The sequence below is a fragment of the Corynebacterium sp. LK26 genome, assembly GCF_014335085.1.
Lineage (GTDB): Bacteria > Actinomycetota > Actinomycetes > Mycobacteriales > Mycobacteriaceae > Corynebacterium > Corynebacterium jeikeium_D.
The window spans coordinates 162001-175897 of record NZ_PDHB01000011.1; the positions used below are offsets into that span (position 1 = coordinate 162001).

Annotated in this window: 13 protein-coding genes; 10 read left to right on the forward strand and 3 right to left on the reverse strand. The window is 60.1% G+C overall.

What is annotated here, in order from left to right; all coding sequences use genetic code 11:
* Nucleotides 1-110 precede the first annotated feature (110 nt).
* Nucleotides 111-1649, forward strand: coding sequence for an HNH endonuclease signature motif containing protein (locus CRD13_RS07325; protein ID WP_049169846.1), 1539 nt, complete (start codon nt 111-113; stop codon nt 1647-1649).
* A gap of 24 nt (nt 1650-1673) precedes the next feature.
* On the opposite strand, the gene CRD13_RS07330 is transcribed toward CRD13_RS07325, so the two are convergent.
* Nucleotides 1674-1841: a hypothetical protein gene (locus tag CRD13_RS07330; protein WP_187401481.1), complete on the reverse strand. Its 168-nt coding sequence runs from the start codon at nt 1839-1841 to the stop codon at nt 1674-1676.
* Between the two features lie 70 nt (nt 1842-1911).
* Here CRD13_RS07330 and CRD13_RS07335 point away from each other — a divergent pair, with 70 nt between their 5' ends.
* The 8 genes from CRD13_RS07335 (at nt 1912) to CRD13_RS07370 (ending at nt 10531) form a co-directional block, all read left to right on the forward strand.
* Nucleotides 1912-2742 (forward strand): sulfurtransferase, encoded by an 831-nt coding sequence (locus CRD13_RS07335; protein WP_016421551.1) that lies wholly within the window; start codon nt 1912-1914, stop codon nt 2740-2742.
* A gap of 188 nt (nt 2743-2930) precedes the next feature.
* Nucleotides 2931-4967 (forward strand): hypothetical protein, encoded by a 2037-nt coding sequence (locus CRD13_RS07340; protein ID WP_187401482.1) that lies wholly within the window; start codon nt 2931-2933, stop codon nt 4965-4967.
* Between the two features lie 51 nt (nt 4968-5018).
* Complete coding sequence (gene pyrE, locus CRD13_RS07345; RefSeq protein ID WP_049189439.1) at nt 5019-5579, forward strand: orotate phosphoribosyltransferase; 561 nt, start codon at nt 5019-5021, stop codon at nt 5577-5579.
* 117 nt (nt 5580-5696) lie between these two features.
* The gene (locus tag CRD13_RS07350) at nt 5697-6542 is read left to right on the forward strand and encodes a lysoplasmalogenase (protein WP_016421548.1); all 846 of its coding nucleotides are present in this window, start codon (nt 5697-5699) and stop codon (nt 6540-6542) included.
* Nucleotides 6529-7200: an RNA methyltransferase gene (locus tag CRD13_RS07355; protein ID WP_070429389.1), complete on the forward strand. Its 672-nt coding sequence runs from the start codon at nt 6529-6531 to the stop codon at nt 7198-7200. Before CRD13_RS07350 ends, CRD13_RS07355 begins: the two co-directional genes overlap by 14 nt.
* A gap of 69 nt (nt 7201-7269) precedes the next feature.
* Complete coding sequence (locus CRD13_RS07360; protein WP_005510131.1) at nt 7270-8487, forward strand: glycoside hydrolase family 76 protein; 1218 nt, start codon at nt 7270-7272, stop codon at nt 8485-8487.
* Nucleotides 8488-8619: 132 nt separating this feature from the next.
* A complete protein-coding gene (locus CRD13_RS07365) occupies nt 8620-9030 on the forward strand; it encodes a DUF3151 domain-containing protein (protein WP_016421545.1) in 411 nt (136 codons plus the stop codon).
* 97 nt (nt 9031-9127) lie between these two features.
* Nucleotides 9128-10531 carry an aromatic acid exporter family protein gene (locus tag CRD13_RS07370; RefSeq protein ID WP_005510217.1) on the forward strand — a complete coding sequence of 468 codons (1404 nt, stop codon included), beginning with the start codon at nt 9128-9130 and terminating at the stop codon, nt 10529-10531.
* 101 nt (nt 10532-10632) lie between these two features.
* Here the strand turns inward: CRD13_RS07370 and CRD13_RS07375 are convergent, their stop codons facing one another.
* Nucleotides 10633-11325, reverse strand: coding sequence for a DUF1707 domain-containing protein (locus CRD13_RS07375; protein ID WP_070549992.1), 693 nt, complete (start codon nt 11323-11325; stop codon nt 10633-10635).
* 133 nt (nt 11326-11458) lie between these two features.
* Nucleotides 11459-12403, reverse strand: coding sequence for a hypothetical protein (locus CRD13_RS07380; RefSeq protein ID WP_224433541.1), 945 nt, complete (start codon nt 12401-12403; stop codon nt 11459-11461).
* A 51-nt stretch (nt 12404-12454) separates the two neighbouring features.
* Between CRD13_RS07380 and CRD13_RS07385 the strand changes: the two genes are divergently transcribed.
* Nucleotides 12455-13744 carry an adenylosuccinate synthase gene (locus tag CRD13_RS07385; protein ID WP_016421542.1) on the forward strand — a complete coding sequence of 430 codons (1290 nt, stop codon included), beginning with the start codon at nt 12455-12457 and terminating at the stop codon, nt 13742-13744.
* Nucleotides 13745-13897: the final 153 nt, after the last annotated feature.

Genomic DNA, 13897 nt, shown 5'->3' on the forward strand with positions numbered 1-13897 from the left:
AATTAGGGGGTTGTCGGGTGTCGAATGGGTGTGCGATAATGTGGGGGAGGGAAATTAGTTAGTCCATTTGGGGATTCGGATTGCTAGCGTTTTAAAAGGGGGGTGGGGAAATGTCTACACCATCGGCGTCAAACGGCGGTGGACCGCTTTCGACATCGCAGGTTTTAGATGCGGTTGCGCAGTTTGAAGCTCTGTCGACAGTCATCGTGGAGAACTTCGAAGTACTTGCACCGGATCATGCGCACGACGCATATAAGTCGATTGAGAAAGCGCGAAAACGACTCGCAGTAATTGATGCGACTTATGTGGAGACAATGAAAGGGCGGATGCCCAGCGCGGAGCACCGAAGGATCGCGTGGCTAGCGCAGGAGATGCGAATCTCGCGAGCAGAAGCGAGGCAGCGTATCAATGTCGTCGGACGTCTGAGTAGGAATGTTGATCCGTTTGCTCCGGCGAATGAGGATGTGCGAATGCCGAACCTTCGTCAGAAAGTTGAGGAAGGTGTTGTCGGTGCGGATGCTGTTGCGAAGATTGACAAAGCCGTTCGCGAGCTGCCGGCAACGGAGCATGCACAGCTGTCTAGGCTGCTGGACAAGCACATTGCAGATTTAGTGGACAAAATCCGTGTTGATGATCTCAATAAATTGCCGAACCGTCTGCGGGCGATGCTGGGGGTTGATGACCCGTATACGGATGAGGACCGTGCTCGGAAACGAAGCCTAAAAATCGGTGCTCAAGGGCCGGATGGCATGAGCCGGTTGAGCGGTGTGGTTACGCCTTCGTTTGCGGCGGTGCTCAAAAGGCTGCAGGCAGATTATGCGCGACCTGGCGGGTTGCTCGAAGAAGGTGCCGATGACCAGCGGAATCCGGAGCAGCGTTTCCATGATGCCGTGGAAGCGGCGGTGAATGGGGGCTTTCAACCGGGCGGTGAGCTTCAGCCGGCGCGGGGGACGACATCGGTGGTCACCGTCGCGCATATCGCAGATGTGGCAGCGTTAGCTGGAGTCTCCCTGCCTGAGGGGGAAGATTTTGTACTTCCTGGATCGGGTAAAGCGGTCTCAGACGCGGGAGTGCGAATTTCCATTAGTCAGGCCGTGCAACAGATGGTCGATAGAAATTCGTTCCTCCAAGTCTTGGGGAATGAGGGGCAGACCTTGTACTTTGGTCGATCCCGCAGGCTGGGGACTTTGCCGCAGTATCTGGCCCTTCTTGGAGAGGAAGGAGGTTCCTCCGCGCCGGGCATGGGCACTCCGGGAGCTATGTGCGATGTTCACCATGTGCAGTCGTGGGCTTCCGGTGGTGGCACTGACCTGGATAATCTCACGTTGGTGGATCCGGGTACGCATCGAAAGATCGATGATGCTCGATGTGATGAAAATGCTTGGTGGACGCTCCGGCCGGATGAGGTGCCGGAGATTCTAGGAACTGACGAAGGGGACGGGGTTAGCGGGGAGTGTGAGCCGGCCTCTACTGATCGTGTGGTCTGGGTGCCCCCGAAAGACGAGGAAGGAAACCGGAAAGCGGAATCCAATGAGGACCCCGATACGTTCGATAGCCCGGGGCGCTGGTTGCGTCGTAAAGCGCGAGAGAAACGGACGAGGGACACAGCGGATGGCAATGGTGGGACGGGACAGGATCCCGGTGGGTAGTCGGATTGGGAGGCGGGGCCTGGCTTAGAGGTTGATCTTCCGTTTCGTAGTCAGCTTTGCGTTAATGAAGCGGTTAAGAAAAGGGGTGCCGACGCTGGCGGCATAGTGCAGTAGTTTTTCTGCGGTGGCACAGCCGATTCCATGGCCGGTGCCTGAGATGAAAACGGCCATGTGGGCAGCATCTTCAGACACCTTCCCAAGCTCCTAGTTTTAATAACGTACATATCGCGCTACCAAGTCAATCGATTTAGAATCCGGAATTATGACAACATCCATCTCGGTACAAGAGCTTCGTGACAAGATTGCCGGCGGCGGTCGCATCGTCGTCGTTGACGCACGCTGGTCGCGTGCTAAAAAACCATATGACTCCTACGCCACGGCTCACATCCCACTGGCCGTGTTCTGTGATCCCGAGTTGGACCTAGCAGGTGTTCCAAGCCGAGAAGCTGGTCGCAACCCGTTGCCGGATATCGAGCGTGTGCGCGATGCCGTCCGTCGATGGGGAGTCCGCTCGGAGCATCTGGTGATCGTCTACGACGCGGGCGATGGACTGTTCGCGTCACGTGCTTGGTGGATTCTGCGCTGGGCAGGTTTGGAGAATGTGCGTGTCCTCACCGGTGGGCTAGCTGCTTGGGAAGCAGATGGAAACGAGACTGCCTTCGGGCCCGGAAATCTGCCGCGGCCTGGAACGATTGCAGTGAGTGAAGGCAATATGCCTGTTGCCAGCCTCGATGACGTGCGCACCTGGTCTGAGCGTGGAATTTTGGTGGATGCGCGTGAGCCCAGCCGTTTTGAAGGTCGTAGTGAGCGCGTTGATCTGCAGGCAGGTCACATCCCGGGTGCCGTGAACCTGGCGGCTCGCAGTCTGCAAAATGCCGACGGCTCCTTCCTGCCTGTTGAGCAGCTCCGTGAGCGCTTTGCCTCCGTCGGTATCGAAGACGGTCGCAATGTAGCGGTCTACTCCGGTTCCGGTCTTCATTCCTCGCTGTTCATTCAGGCTATGGAAGAAGCGGGCATCACGGGCGCCGCTCTGTATGTCGGCGGCTGGTCCCAGTGGGCTGGCGATCCGAGCCTGCCTATCGTCCGCTTCTAAGCGGGCCCGGGCCAGGGCGACCGCCCCGGGGCCCTTGATGTGCCGTCCATGTGGCTTTTGCCCCTCGCCCTTTACCGTCCTAGAGAGTCCCGTACGCTCTCTCCTCGGGCATTGGCATTGCGCCAGACGGGGGACGGCATCTTGTCGCTGACCAAATAGAACTGCTTCTGGCTTAAGCTAGGAGATTAATGATTCCCCTAGTATTCACCCTCGCAGCGATTCTCATCATCGCCGCAGTCGCGCTGTTCGTTGTCGACCGCCGCCGTCGCAGCATAAGTGAGACTGCTGTGGCGTCTCCGTCATCGCCATCGCTTTACGACGAGCCCTCGGACTTCACCGGCGAAGTAACCGGTGTGGCGGCAGAAGATGTTGTGCCCGAACTGCCGGATTCTTCAGAGCAAGGAAGCTCCGAGACAGCTTCTGTGGCGAGACCGAATATCGCAGCTGATGCTGACTCTCACTCTGAGGTTGCCGCTGAGACTGATAGCGCCGCTGAAGTTGATTCTGAAACTGAGGTTTCGACGACAGAACTGGGGACTTCAGCTGTAGAAAAGACACCGACGGAGCCTGAATCTGTCTCGGGAATCGAGCCGGCGGCCACTGCTGAAATGCCCGAAGCAACAGAAGACGCGGGTGCTGCCGAAACATCGGAAGCAGCAGCTGATCTGAATGCGGGAACGGACGTGACTCTCCGAAGCGGCGCGGAGTCTGGCACAGAATCTGGAGCAGGGCCTGGCGCGGAGCCAGCCGAGTCGGTGACTGCTGAAGATACCGATACCGCGGATGAGCCCGAGACAGGTTTAGTGGGCGATGCCGTTGCCACAGGGGCCGACAGCACCACCGCTGCTGACGCTCGCACTGGAACTGTTGGGGGTACAGAATTCCGGGCTGCAGCCGGCGAAAATGCCGAGACTGACGAAGTGCCGCAATCATCCGATCGTGCGGCGCGCACCCAGGCCACCCAGGCCACCCCGCACACTGAGCCCACCCAGCCCGCGCAACCGCAGCGCGCTCAGCAGCAATCAGTGGCCCCTATCCGTCGACGTATCAGCGGTCGCCGTGTGCGTCACTTGCGGAAGGCCTGGGCGCAGGAACGTAATTCTGTCTACAACCGTGTGGACCATGAGCTGCCGTCGTACTGGCAGCGTACGCCGGACGGCGATGCCAAGGCCGTGGTCTCCGGTTTCGCTTTTGGCCGGGAAATGCACCTCGCCGATGTCGGCGGCATCACCACCATCGCCATCCGCCGTTCTGTATCCAGCGATGAGGTTTTCGAGTTGCGCCGCAGCGGCGGCACGACGCTGCCTCACGTAGCTACCGAAGCCGGCCTGGTAGTCGCAGCTACCGACCCAGAGCTCATTCATCGCATCTTCGACGACCGTGCAACCCGCATGCTTGCCGACGTGCACCTGGCCATTACCCGCATGTGGTCCGAAAACTCCTGGTCCTTGGCTCAGCTGATTGATAATTCAGTGCCAGAGGACTGGGACGGTGCACTGGCATCGCTGTCGGACTTCTCCGACATCGCGCGCAGGTTGCCACCGGCGGAAGGCGAAACCGTCGCTCCGGACACTAATCAGTGGGATCCCACTCGTTTGCAGCTCACCGAGCAGTCCGTTGACTCTGGTTCCTTGATTTCGGATGGAACCGGGCGTGGGCACTTGCACGCGGTACCAGATCAGCGTCGCAACGGTTCTGCTAACCACGAATCGCAGGATCACAGCTCACAGAACGGGCATGCCCAGAGTCACAGCGCGCAGAATAGCAAGGGCGAAGAGCCGCTGGACGTTGAGGAAATTGTTTACGCAGATTCTCCTTCGTCCTCGTCCGCTGCTACCGCGGATGCAACCACGGATGATTCGCAGTGGCCGTCGCAAAGCAATGCACAACCCACGGTGGTGCAGGCGATTGACGGTTCGTCGTGGCGCCCTACGCGGGATATACCGCTGGATCCGACGGCGCTGCCTTCGCGGTCAACGGCACGAAAGATGGGTGCAAACGTTGGTGAGTCGGAGGACATTGGGGATTCTGGCCAGCAGATTCCTGCGCTTGGTGAGGACCCCGAACATAGCCGGATGCGCTCGAGCCAGGGGCGTGTGGTGCGATCAATTGTGAAGCCCGCCAGTATTTTTACCGACGCCGCCCCAGACCTCGACAGCAGCGACGACCCCACCGAATCTGTATCCGAGGACAAGGGCGCAACCCCTGATTCCGCGGACGAGTAGAACCAGACATATCCTTGAGCACACAGTCGTTTATTTAGGAGACAACCTCAGATGAGCATCCACACGAGCAATGTCAATCAGGAGAAGCTGCAGCGTTTGGCCGAGTTGGTCAAGGAGCTGGCGGTTGTCCATGGCAAGGTCACGCTGTCGTCTGGACGTGAGGCTGACTACTACGTTGACCTGCGCCGCGCCACCCTACATCATGAGGCCTCGCGTCTGATTGGTTCCCTGCTACGGGAGCTCACTGCAGACTGGGACTACGCGCACGTCGGTGGTCTGACGCTTGGCGCGGACCCGGTGGCTACCTCTGTCATGCACGCCGAAGGGCGCCCAATTGATGCCTTTGTGGTGCGTAAGGAAGCCAAGAAGCACGGCATGCAGCGCCGCATCGAGGGGCCGGACATTGTGGGCAAGAAGGTCCTGGTTGTTGAGGACACCACCACGACGGGCAACTCTCCGCTGACCGCCGTCGCTGCCCTACGTGAGGCCGGTGCTGAGGTTGTCGGTGTCGCCACGGTGGTTGACCGCGCGACGGGTGCCGGCGAGGTCATCAAGGCTGAAGGCCTGGAGTACCGTTATCTGCTCGGTTTGGATGACTTGGGTCTGGCCTAAGAATCTGAGCGCTAGAGCTATCGCCGAGCCTCACCCTGCTCGCCGAGCCTCACCCTGCTCGCCGAGCCTCACCCTGCTCACCGCCCCAACGCAGTCCCACGAAAGAGGAACATCCCCATGACCACCAAGCGCGCAGGACTCCTGTCCAAGCTCACCACGACCAAACTTCCCGGCACAAAGGAAACCGTCGCTGACATGTTTGTGCGTCGCACGGGCGAGGGCCTCGGCGCACTCGTCGGTATCGCCAGCGCGAGCTCCGACACTCGCCGTGCCCCAGAACGTGCCGGCTACATCGCCGCCAGTGCGGTCAACGTTGTCTCCAGTGCCTTCGGCTGGGAGACTCCACGTCGAGTTTCCAAGACTGTCCTCATGCCACTGTTGGCGGCCAATGTTTGGCGCCGTCGCCACGAGACGTCTCGCTTTACGACGACCACCCTGCTCATCGGCCTCGCCGGCGGTTGGCTGGGCGACTTGATTCTCATGCCGAATAAGCCGAACCTGAACCGCGGTTCTGTGCCGTTCGCAGTTAACCAGGTTGCCTACCACGTGCTGCTGTGGCGTGCCGGAGCTCGGATTAGCGCGCTGCGTGCTGCCATTCGCTTCCCACTGTGGGCTGGTTCGGTACCGCTGGTCGGTGCTGTAAAGCCCGAGGCGCTGCCCGCTGCTGTTGGCTACGGTCCGCTGCTGGCTGTGACCTCCGCACTGGCCGATGACCCGGCGCTGCTGGAGGGTGCCGGTGCTGTCGGTACTGATGAGCAGACCGGCCTACCGATTGCCGATGCCGCCTACGGCCTCGGCCACGGTGGCAACCTGTTCCTCGTCTCCGACACGCTACTGATGGCTCGAAAGATGTTTGCGGAGGAGGGCGTCGTCGGCAAGCTTCTGAATGCGGCAGTGATGGACACCTACACCGTGGCGCAGTTGTTCCTGGTCGAGGGGCTGTTGGCTCTTGACCGCGCCTGAGCCCGGGAAGGGGCCGACGGAATGGTTTGAGGCTCGTGTCGGGGTGGGGCCGTGGGAGCAGGAGCACCCGAACGAACCCCGACCGACCGGCCCAGAATACGATGAGCAGCTTCTGGATGAGGGCGACCGACGTAATGTCGTCGATGCTTACCGCTACTGGACGATGGAGGCTATCGTCGCGGAGCTGGATAAGCGTCGTCATCCGTTGCACATCGCCATCGAGAATTTTGAGAATGACTCCAACATTGGCACCGTGGTACGCACCGCAAATGCCTTCCTGGTGGAGGCCGTGCACATCGTGGGGCGCAAGCGTTGGAATCGTCGCGGCGCGATGGTGACTGACCGCTACCAGCACTTGCTGCACCACGAGACGGTGTCGGAGGTCATTAGCTGGGCGCGCGAGCATGATTTGGCTGTCGTGGCCGTGGACAATGTGCCGGGCTCCGTACCCATCGAAACCGTTGAGTTGCCCGAGCGTTGTCTTTTGCTCTTCGGCCAGGAGGGGCCGGGAGTGACTGAAGAAGCACAGCAGTCGGCGGATTTGACGGTGTCGATTGCCCAATTTGGCTCGACGCGTTCGATAAATGCGGGGGTAGCGGCGGGTATTGCCATGCACTCTTGGATTCGTACTCATGCAGATATCACCGCGGCCTGGTAATTGTCTGCTTAGGTGTTTTATTTCGAAGGCTGTTTTAGAGCTGTTTCACAGCCGTTTTAAGGAGAGCCAGTGGTTCTAAAAATGTCGCGTCCGGAGGCCGAAACGTGGGCCTATCGTGCGGACGTGGCTGAACAGGCGATTCGCAACCGTCATGCGGCGAAGCTGTGGGGTCTTCCGGGCACGAATTTGGCAATGGCTTCCTGGCCCGCGCCGCTGCGACATAAGGTCTTCATCAACTGGCATTACTGGTGGCAGGCGCAGTATCTCGACTGCCTGGTAGACGCAGCCAAGCGCGTGCCTTCTAAGGAGAAGTACCGCGCTATCCGCCAGACCACTCGGGGTATCCGCATTCGCAACCTCACGCTGCTGACCAAGAACAAGTACTACGACGATCGCGCGTGGATGGCGTTGGCGCTCGGGCGTGCCGACGCGGTCCTCGGCGCATCGGTGCCCAAGAAGACGACAGCACGGCTGATTTCATGCTTGGGTGATGGTCGGCAGGAGTCCACGGGTGTGCTGCCGTGGCGTGAGCAGGACCTCTTCTTCAACGTTCCCTCGAACGGTCCTGCAGCCATCGCTCTGGCCCGGGCTGGTCGTATCAAGGAGGCAGAGGAACTTATCGATTGGGTTTACGCCAACCTCCTGGCGGACTCAGGGCTGCTCTACGACGGCATTCGCTTGTCCATGGCAGGTGCCGTCGTACAGAAGGGCATGTTTACGTACAACCAGGGTGTCATGATTGGCGCTTGCCTCGAAGTGGGACTTGCGCTTCGGGCGCACGGCCAGCGTGAACAGGCGACGAAGTATTTCACGCGCGTGCAAAACCTCATCCACGCGGTGGCAAAGGATTTGGCGACCACCGACAATGTCATCGCCGGTGCCGGTGGCGGCGATGGTGGTCTGTTCAACGGCATCCTCGTGCGATACCTCGCCGATGCGGCGGTGCGTTTGCCTGGAGACAATCGCATGAATCGCGCGGCGGCCCGCATTGCTCGCCGACTGGTTCTGGCGTCGGGGGAGAAGTGCTGGTACCACCGCCTCGAGGTTGATGGCCTGCCGCTTTTCCCCGCAGATTGGAACGACAATGCTCAGTTCCCACAGGGCGGTTCGGTTGCGCAATCAGTCGGTGGCGCGGTTCGCGGTTCGGCGATTAAGGAGCGTGACCTCTCTGTCCAGCTGTCGGGTTGGATGCTGATGGAAGCGTGCGCCCGAGTGGCCGATTTTGTTGCGACCAAGCTGGAAAATGGTGAGTCGTTGGATTCGACGAAGCCGAGCTGTCCGGAGTAGTCGGGGAACGCTAGTTGGTCGTCATCTGGCGCTTGCCGACGTTGTACCACCACGCTGTGCCCGCCGTTGCCAACAGAGAGTCACATACTGAGCCCCTGCCATCGCCACGTGATGCCTGGCACAATAGGACGCATGAAACTCAATGACATGATGGCTCCTGCTCCCGTGAAGCTCCCCGTTCTTGACGAGGCCGTTGCTGCCCGCAACGGTGGCGCAAGCCCGGAGGCCGTGGTTCGCGCATGCCCGCGCGATTCCCAGGCTTGGGCGGATTTGGCTGAAAGCGCCTTGTCCGAGGGCCAGGAGATTCAGGCCTATGCCTTCGCTCGCACTGGTTACCACCGCGGTCTGGACCTGCTGCGTGGAAACGGCTGGAAGGGGTTCGGAGCCATTCCGTGGGAGCACGAGCCGAATCGTGGTGTGCTCCGCGCCTTCGCAGCGTTGGCTAAGGCTGCTAAGGCTATCGGCGAGGATGATGAATTCGATCGCATGATGGCGTTGCTGCGTGACAGTGATGAATCCGCGTTGCCAGAACTGGGTCTTTAATCGCGCACAGAGATTCAGCGGGCACATAAGAGTGCACAACAGCACAACGGGTACATAAAAAGCGCACAGTTTTTTACATGAGGATGGTGACTTCGGCATGGCTGGCATAGCTGGTGGGGAAGATAAGGATGCCGCAGCTGCCAGGAATCTAGAGGACCTTGCTCCCGCGCATGTCGACGACCTCGTCGAAGCTAAGGAAACGCAATTCGTCGAGGATAATCCGCGCCCGGATTTCCAAGATTTTCGCAATACGTACCTACATCCGGCCTCCCGCGCAGCAAACAAGTTGCGTCAGAAAGTGAGGCCCCGCACGCGTTTCCTCCATGCGATTGACCGTGTGCGCTCCCGTTGGATGCTCATTGTCCAAGCCACGTTAGCCGCTGGGTTGGCCTACTGGTTCGCACTTGAGGTACTGGGGCACCCCAACCCGTTCTTCGCGCCGATGGCCGCTTTCATCAGCCTCAACGTGATGACCGCAGGTCCTCGCTTAAAGCACTCTGTGGAGTTGGTGCTCGGTGCCTCGTTGGGAGTCGGCATTGGTGATGTGATTATCTCCATCCTCGGCTCGGGTATCTGGCAGCTGACCGTCGGTGTGTTCGTCGCCATGGTCATCGGTGTGTTTGTCGGTCGAGGACCGCTTGTGGTCAACCAAGCGGCATCTTCAGCCGTGCTCATCGCCACCATTATTCCGCCGGGCACCGCTGGTTCTTATTACCGAATGATCGATGCTCTCGTCGGTGGTGTGGTGGGCATTATTGTGCTCATGATATTGCCGCGAAGCCCGCTGGCGGGTGCTCGCCGCAAGGTGGCCAAGGTCCTCGACATGGGTGCAGATGTACTTTATGACATCGGCATCGGCATGAAAGAGGGCGACACCGATCGCATCCGCACCGCACTGAGCGTGGTGCGCTCCATGCAGGCGCAAGTCTCGCTGATGGACCGCACTGTCGCCGACGCGGGCGAGCAGGTCCGTATCTCGCCGTTGCTCTGGCGCTCCCGGGATCGAATCCACTCGCTGTCACGTATGGTTCATCCCGTCGACAACGCCATGCGCAACATCCGTGTGCTCGCGCGTCGCGCTATCACAGCACGTGAGGACCACATCGACTTCTCGTCCGAACTGTGCGCACTTGTTCTCGGCGTGTCTGAAGGTACGCGTCTGGTCAGTCATGTGCTTGACGACGAAGCCGCCGTGCGCCGAATCCCAGAGTGGGGCGAGTTGCCTTTCGAGTCCGGCGACATCGCTATCGCTCAGCTTTCCGAGGGATCCGGAGAGGTCAAGCTTGAAGACGTGGTTCGGTACTTGCGTCGTCTAGCGGCGAAAATGCACCCGCGCGTGATCGAGGACGCAACGCTGTCGGAACAGGTTGTGTTTGCGCAGTCCCGCTCCTTGGTGGTGGACCTGTTGCAGGTGTGTGGCCTGTCCAGACGTTCAGCTGTGGCAACGCTGCCGCCGACGACGCCGTTCCCAGCAATGCCACCGGAGGTATGGGACGAGTAGCCGGTGAGGCGTGGGCGAGTAGTGGCTCGCTAGGCGCCAGGCGGTTACTGCCCACGTGCTCCGGCGCACATGCTACTGCCCACGTGCTACTGCAGCGTGCTCTAGTGCGGTACGCGCTTGACCTCGACGCCACCGAAAGCGACGAAGCCGCGCACAATAATCTTCGGAGCCTGTCCTGCGCCAGGAGCAGGAAGGTTACGTCCCGGGTTTCCAGTAACATCCGTGCCTCCGAAGATGGGCAGCACGTCGACATCAACCTGGTAGTGGTCGGGGACAATGACGTCGACTCCACCGAAGGCGCAGCCAATGTTGACGACAGTAGCTTCCGCGGTCAGGATGGCCTCGCGGAAATCCAAGCCAGTCCCGCCGAAGGCCGCCACCGTGGTGTGCGTGGGAGCGCACGTCCATGGGCCTCTCTTGTCGGTGCCGCCGAAGATGCCGATGGAGAGCTTCGAACCAGTTGCCGCGGCGGAGCTATCAATCCGAGCTGGTTGATGATTGTTGGCTGCATTCGGTGCCACCGAATGGTGCTCGTCCGGGACGCTGTGTAGGTTCGGGCGCAGGTTAGGGTTTGGGTGCGCATGTGGAGTCGGCTCGGCCAGGTTCGCGGGCAGCGACAAGTCCTGTGTCAATGCGGGCAACTCATCGATGTACGTCGCCTTTTGGGCTTTCTCGGTGCGCTCCTGCAATTCCGCAAAGTCAATCTGGCCATCGCGGAATGCCCATTCCAAGCGTTCCAGCGCAGTGTGGCGGGCTTGGTCGCCAGCGCGTAGCCGTGGGGTGTTGTCAGTCATGATGCTGTCCTATCGAGGCAGTGGCGGGCAGTGGCTTTAACACCCAAATGTTATCTGTACTCGAACTTTCGCGCAGGTCACTTTCATGCACGCCACTTTCGCACAGGCAGACCGTGGCTATTGCCCGCCGCAGTTAGTGCACAATCTGCAAGTCGCGAAGGTGTCGGTACAGAGTTGTCTTCTCTCTCGGCTTTCGTGACTCCACGCCATCGCGCACATATCGGAAGCCCAGGCCACCAACTTGAACTGCCCGACCCGTCATCGGACGGTGTAGCTCGCGGGCCGGGGCTTCTTTCGCTTTACGACGGCCACCGCGCCCCAATCCGAGTCGGCTCAGCAGGCCTTTGCCGCTCTCACCCTCGTTACCGTTTTCCGCATCCGGCGCCGGAACTTCGGCCGCAACGATGCCCGGGGCATCGGGGGTAGGGCGAATCTGCAGGCCGGTGGATGTGCCGGAGAACATCTGATGCTCGTCGACATAGACCTCGCCAGTAAACCCGTTTGCCGAGGACACTCCGGTAATTCCCGGCTCTGTCAGTAGGGCGTAACCAACAATTGCGTGGCCGGTGTCGTCGCGAATCAGCGGCACTGGCGTCGTCGGGCGTGTGAGCGCGGCCGCCGCATCGAGCCCTTCTCCTCCTTCGATGCCCCAGTTTTTGGCCGCGGTCGAGGGCGCGGTGGGGACATGTGCCACTTCAATCCACAGGAGGTTCTTGCGCATCAGGTAGGTTGCCACGGTAGCCAGTGCCGCGTCGGTGCCAACGACCACAATTCGTAACGGCTCGCTCGGCTTTTGCGGAGCGGGTTGCGGAGCGCCTAAGTGGTCGACTTTCTTCTGCTTGGAGATTTCCTCCGGCGTCGGAGCTGTATCGACAGGCAGTACGTCCTTGGCCAGGTCGTCGATGAAAGCCAGCTCCTTGCGGGTGGGGATCATCGCGACGTCGTGAAGCGCATAGGCGGGTGGTGCCGGAGTAGCTGGTGCTGATGGTGTGGACGGTGCTGATGTAGACCATGATTGGCGGAGCAATTGGGAAAACGCGGGTACATCGGGGCCACACTGCAGCACAACAATACGCATAGGACTACACTCTAATGCGTCGTCTGCAATCCCAGGAGTTGAAGTAGGACTATGGCCGCAATCATTATCGTCGGTGCCCAGTGGGGCGACGAGGGCAAGGGCAAAGCAACCGATATTCTCGGTGGCCGCGTCGACTACGTCGTCAAGCCCAACGGTGGCAATAACGCCGGCCACACCGTTGTCGTTGGCGGTGAGAAGTACGAGCTGAAGCTGCTTCCGGCGGGTGTACTGTCGGAAAACGCTGTGCCGATTATCGGTAACGGCTGTGTGGTCAACCTCGAGGCGCTTTTCGACGAGATTGATGGCCTCGAAGCTCGCGGTGCAAAGGCCTCCCGCCTGCGCGTTTCCGGCAATGCCCACATGGTTGCTCCGTACCACCAGACGCTGGACCGCGTGACCGAGCGCTTCCTGGGTAAGCGCGCTATCGGCACCACTGGCCGCGGTATCGGCCCGACGTATGCCGACAAGGTCGGCCGTACGGGCTTGCGTGTCCAGGACATTCTGGATGAGTCGATTCTGCGCCAGAAGATTGAGTCTTCGCTGGCTCAGAAGAACCAGATTCTGGTCAAGCTGTACAACCGCCGCGCTATCGACCCGGATGAAGTCTTTGATTACTTCATGGGCTTCGCCGATCGTCTGCGCCCGATGATTATCGACTCGGAGTTTGAGCTCAATCAGGCTTTGGATGCCGGCAAGCACGTCCTCATGGAGGGCGGCCAGGCCACCATGCTCGACGTCGACCACGGCACCTACCCGTTCGTGACCTCCTCGAACCCAACCGCTGGTGGTGCCTGCGTGGGCACCGGCATCGGCCCGACGAAGATCACTTCGGTGCTGGGCATCATGAAGGCCTACACCACCCGCGTCGGTGCTGGCCCGTTCCCGACGGAGCTGTTCGACAAGTGGGGCGAGTACCTGCAGACCACCGGCGGTGAGGTCGGAGTCAACACCGGCCGTAAGCGCCGCTGTGGTTGGTACGACTCGGTGCTGGCTCGCTACGCCGCGCGCGTCAACGGTTTCACGGATCTGTTCATCACCAAGCTGGATGTCCTGACTGGTATCGGCGAGATTCCGATTTGTGTCGCTTACGACGTTGATGGCGTGCGTCACGACGAAATGCCACTCACCCAGTCGGAGTTCCACCACGCTGTCCCGATTTACGAGACCATGCCTGCATGGGACGAAGACATCACTGGCTGCCGCACCTTCGATGAGCTGCCGGACAAGGCCAAGGATTACCTGAACCGCCTGGAGGAGCTCTCCGGCGCTCGCATTTCCTACATCGGTGTTGGCCCGGGTCGTGACCAGACCATCGTTGTCCACGATGTGCTGGACAACTAGCGCTGGGCAACTAGCGCTGGGTACTTAGCCTGGGGGGCAGTGGCGAACTAGCCGGAAAATAGTCCGGCTTTCGACCCGGCTTTATCGAACTGTTAGATAAAAAATCTTCGGTGTCGAAACTGCTGGCTGCTGTAAAAAAGAACATTTGCTAAC